Source organism: Methanobrevibacter sp. 87.7 (genome assembly GCF_002208625.1).
In the GTDB taxonomy this organism is placed as follows: Archaea; Methanobacteriota; Methanobacteria; order Methanobacteriales; family Methanobacteriaceae; genus Methanarmilla.
Genome location: NZ_MRCT01000118.1, coordinates 1 through 5,955 on the forward strand (window position 1 = coordinate 1; position 5,955 = coordinate 5,955).

1 protein-coding gene is annotated in these 5,955 nt (G+C 25.3%); it reads right to left on the reverse strand.

Annotated features, from left to right (window positions below; translation table 11 throughout):
- Nucleotides 1-260: 260 nt before the first annotated feature.
- A complete protein-coding gene (locus BGI41_RS06220; RefSeq protein ID WP_088539569.1) occupies nt 261-5,564 on the reverse strand; it encodes an Ig-like domain-containing protein in 5,304 nt (1,767 codons plus the stop codon).
- Nucleotides 5,565-5,955: the final 391 nt, after the last annotated feature.

Consider the following 5,955-nt stretch of genomic DNA (forward strand, 5'->3'; position numbering starts at 1 on the left):
AAGAAAATTAATTGAAAATAAGTCTAAAAAATAAATTTAAATTAATAAAATAAATTTAAAAAAAAACACAAACTAAAAAAAAGAAAATAAACAAACTAAAACAAAACAAAAAACACACAAACTAAAACTAAAAAAAGAAAATAAACAAATTAAACAAAAATACAAACTAAAATAAATAAAAAAGAAATAAACAAACTAAAATAAAAAAATCTAAAAAAAAAATAAAAAAATAGTCATTTAAAATGACTATTTAAAAAAATCTATTTTTTAACAGTTATTTTACTAGTTACTGTTTTAGCAGCGAAAGTACCATCACCAGCAAAACGAGTAGTAATAGTATAAGTACCAGCATTACTGAATTTTACTTTAAGAGTAGCTTTACCGTTTTTATCTGTTTTTAAATTATATGTTTTACCATTTACAGTAACAACTAATTTTTTACCAACAGCATTAACATATTTTTTACTATCTAAAGCATTAACACCTTTAAGAACGAAAGTTAAAGTTCTGTAAGTATTAACTTTAAGAGTACTAAGACCACCGACAGTAATAGTTGTAGCTTTACTATTAATAGTAATTTTATTTACAACAAAACTACCTTTATAATCATCATCACCTAAAAATGCAATAGCGAAAGTGTAAATTCCAGACCATGCAAGGTTAATCTGAAGTTTAGCAACACCACTTGCATCAGTAACAAGATTATAAACAACACCATTAAAACCAATACTAACCGGCTTACCAGCTAAAACATTACCCTCAGAATCTTTAAGAACAACACTAAAGTACCTACCACGTTCACCATTATAAAAATCAACAGCAGTCTGAGTAAAATCACTAGAAACAATATTAGTATCTAATCTTACAGGAGCTTTAGGTATAATATATAATGTATTAGTTAAATTAGATCCTAAGAAAGCATCATTACCATCAAATTCAGCATTGATTGTGAATATATCAGTTAAATTATTAATTTTTGCAATACCATCTTTATTAGTAGTTAAAGTGATAGGGTCAGTACCATTAATTGTATATTTAACATCAATATCAGAAATTGGATTATCTATTGCATCAGTTACATTAATAATAACAATTCCATCATCATCAATATCAAATCTGATTACACTATATTTTAATACATAAACATCAGTTTCTAAAGTAGAAGATAAATATTCATCATTTCCAGCATAATTTAAAACTACAAAGTATTTTCCAGTTTTAGAAAATTCTTCTGGAGTAAATTCTGTTTTACCATCTTTAACAGTGACTTGATATTCAACACCATCAACAAGAATTGTAATATCATTAGTTACTGGGTTTCCTTCTGCATCAGTTAATGTAACAATAGCAGTAGTATTTCCAAGAACAACAAGAGAACTTATATTAAGGAGAAGTGCTTTGTATATGGAAATATCATAGGATAATACTTGTTTATCAACAGTAAGATTTAATGATTTAGGACCAATAGTTGTTGAAGTAAAGTCTACAGTTTTAGAGCCATTAAAAGTACCACTAACAGGATTTATTACTCCATCTTCTGTTTCAAATTTGAAGTTCCTAATAGGTAAATTACCATCAAATTCAGTTAAGTTTTCACCATCGAAAACTTTAAATCCGAAAATAATACTTTGATTAAAGTTTCCAGCTGTACCATTTTCAATAACTAAAACTAACCATTTATTAAGATTAACTTTAGTACTTGAATTCATATAATATGGTCTACTATTGTTTCCAAACCAATTATTATCAAAGTTTAAAGTGTAATTATTAGAAGTAAAAGAAACTGTAAATGGTTTAGTACTAGTTTCATTAAATAAAATTACATTATTATTAATAGTAATATTATTTGCATAATCAACATAACTACCAGTTTGTCTAGTTAATGTTACTTTAATATTTGATATATTTTCAAATAAACATCCTTTAATAACAACATTATTTGGGTTAACAACATCTAATTCTTTAATATTAATAAATCTTGAATCAATAAAGGTAGTATTTCCATATGCTTGAATAAATCTACCATCAGTTCCCCATTTAAAGTCGGAATTTTTTGGACCATTATATTTTACTCTACCTGGATGATCTATAAATGTATCATTTGAATAAATAATAGTTCCTGCATTGTATAAAGTATTTGAGCATAATGGATTATCTTTATCATTAACATTAGTAGTACCATATTGTACATTATCAGTACCAATAATGCTTAAAATTTGAGTTTGATTTAAACTAGTTACAGCAAATACAGTATTATTAATTTCAGCATAATTATCATTTCTAATTCTAAAGAAGAAACTCATATAACCAGAACGTAAATCATCTTCAAATTTTGAAGAATTAATAAACATAGTTCCATTGTTATAAATAGTAGACATTGCAGCATGGTTTAATCTGAAAGTTGAATTAGTAATATTTAATGTTCCATTATTGTATATTGTTGAAGCATAATAGGAATCACCATTATTAAAGAAAGTACAATTATGAATGGTTAAATTACCTTCATTAGTTACTACTCCACCCATATAACCATGATTTTGTCTAAATTCAACAGCATCAAAGTATGCAGTTACTCCTTTAGGAATAATAATGTTTTCAGCATAATTATCGGGATTAGATTTATTATATTTTACTACACCATCTTGAACTGTTAAATTAGATAAAACGAAATTTTGTTTACCTGGAGTAATAATGAAAAGAGGTTTAGCAACATCAGCATTAGGATTTCCCATAAGGAATGTTGATGTTATTCCTACACCCATAATAGTTAAATTTACATTACCAGAAACAACAAAACTTTCATTAAATTCAAGATAACGTCCATTATAAACATAAATAATAATATTAGTAGATTTAGAAATACCTACTTCATATGCATGTCTAATTGTTTTAAATGCTGTTTCAGTAGTTAAACCATCACCAGTTACATCATTTCCAAAATAAGTTGCTACATGTAAAGTTATATTATCAAGTTTATCTTTAATATCTACTTTAACATTACCATTTTTAATATTAGATCTATTAGGACTATATGAATAATTACCACTTAAAACATAGCTTCCAGTAGCAAATCCAACATAATTTAATTTTGAACTACCATTAATTAATGCTGCTTTACCAACGTAATCATCACCTAAATAATAAGAAATTTCTCCACCAGAGATTTTATTTCCCATATCATCAGTAACATCAACTGAAAGAACATCAGATAATTTTGTAGTTGTTAAATCATTAAATTTAACATTTACATTTACATTAGGACTAAATGTATTAGGACTAAATATATAAATATCACTACCTTCAACATTAGCTTTATTATTAGTCATAGTATTGTTTATAAATGTAATATTAGAATTACCCTCAATAGATTTATCCACATTACCAACTACAACAGCAGCACCATATTCTGCAGTGTTATCATAGAATTTATTGTTAGTAATATTCATTGTCATAGTAGGATCAACAAATAAAGCACCAGCATAATCAGTAGCTGTATTATTAATAAAAGTACAGTTATTAATTACTCCAATCCTATCACCAGAAAATTGGAATCCAGTAGGATAACTAATTGCAGAACCATTAACTGCAGAGTTATTAATGAAAGTACAACTATCAATTATATATGAAATACCTTCATGTAATGGAACACCTTGACATGCAGTAATTGCACCAGCAGTGTTATTTTCAAATAATGTATTGTAAACATTAGAAGTATATAATTCTAATGCAAAACTATCTTTAAAACCAATGAATTTAGAGTTATTAATAGAACTAAGTTTTACAAATGCTGAAGAATTATTAAAAGTACAATTTAAAACATTAGCATTAGCAGCATTTAATCCTTTTTTAATATTTTCAAAGATACAGTCAATTAAATTGATTTTTGAACTATCAATAGAAGTATGTGAAACAAAACCATTGTTAGTAATTGAATTACTAAAAGTCATATTAATAATATCAGCAGAAACTAATGAACCAAAACTAATAAATTGTGAATTAGCACCATTAGCATCAATTATAGATTTATTATAACCAGCACCAATGATTTTTACATAACCAATATTTTTAACAGTTAAATCAGTGTTATTTTCACCAGTATAAGTACCTTCAGCAAGATGAATAATTACATTAATATTGTTTTCAAAACCAGTATTAATAGCTTTTTTTACTGAATTAAATGGATTATCTAAAGAACCATCTCCAGTTTCATCATTACCACTAGGTGAAACATATAATTCAATAGGTGTTCTATCTATATTAAAATTAATAGCTCCAGTTTTAATATTAACACTGTTTTCATCTGCACATTCATAATATCCTGAAATAGTGTAAACACCATTATCAAGTAAATCAGTGATTCTAATAGAAGCTACACCATTATTTAAACTAGAATATCCTACTTCATTATTATTAATATTGAAATATACATTTCCACCAGAAATTTTATTTCCCATATCATCAGTAACAGATGCAGTTAAATAAAAAGTTGGAGAGTTAACATCTTCAGTAGCATTATTCATAAATACTACATTAAGATTTTCTACATAAGTACCAGGATAAGCATAGAAAGGTGCATTTTTACCAGGAAGAGCAATAATATTATTAGCTAATTTAACAATTTTACCATTAATAATATATAAAACATCAGCAGTATTAGAAGCAGATGCAGTACAATTTACAAATTTATTATTTTTAATAGTAAAAACAGAATCTTTATCATCTTTACTACTACCTCTAATATATCCAACTCCACCAGAACCTGCAGTTACATTATAAAATTCACATCCAATTAAATCAAAATTATAATCAGAATCAAAGTATATTGCACCACCTTTATTATAATTACCAGCGGAAACAGTTGAATTTATAAATTTACTGTTAATAAAACTAGCATTTCCATCCATATAAGCAGATCCACCGTTATAGTTAGCATTGTTATTAACAAATAATGAATCTTTAACTACAGTAGTTGAAAGACCAGTAGTATAAAGTGAACCTCCATATGAAGTAGCTGTATTATTTTCAAAAATACAATCTTCAAAGCTTACATTACCATTATTAGTCATTACTCCACCAAGATTATCTTTAGCATTAATAAATGTAACATTAATAAAGATTACATTAGAATCAGCAGAGACAGTAAATAATTTATATTGATTTTCACCATCAATAAAAGTCTTATTATAACCTGCTCCAATGAAAGTTAAAGAACCTTGATAATTTTTATGTGGAAGACTAATATCAATCATATTATTTCCATCACCAGAAAAAGTACCTTCTCCAAGGTGAACAACAGCCTTATTTGACTCATTAACCTTAGATAATGATGCATTAATAGTTTTCAATGCACTAGTATCGCTTAAACCAGTGTTAGAATCATCTCCAGAAGGAGAAACATAAATATCTACATTACTTCCAGAATCAGAAGTAATATCTTGATGATTTACATTAACACCATAGTTAGTAGAATTTGCAATATTTACAGAAGAGCTTAAAGAACTTGAATTATCTGCAGCACTAACTGTAGAAAATGTTAAAAAAACACAAACTATGATCAATAACATAAAAACTTTCTTGCTATTAATATTCTTTCCTCCATTTCATTTTTTTAATATCAAATTTAATTTGAAACTTAATTTATAAAACTTTAATTTACTAAATTTAGGATAAAATCTATTAAATCACAAATAAAAAAATATCTTAACCATTATAAAATCTATTAAAGCATAAAAAGAATTATAATAATTTAAATTAAACAATTGAGATTAATAGCATTTAAAAGATTAAATTAAATAAATTTAGACATATTAAAAAATCATATAAATATCAAAAATAAATTATCTAATTTAAACTAAATTTGATAATATTACTATATTATTAAATATATATAAATTCATCAATATTTTTTTAAAAAATATTAAAAATACTTTAATAAATATAGATTTAAAATAATGC

Excerpts from the sequence above, each read along its gene's own strand:
- BGI41_RS06220 (WP_088539569.1), bottom strand. The coding sequence starts at position 5,564 with ATGTTATTGATCATAGTTTGTGTTTTTTTAACATTTTCTACAGTTAGT.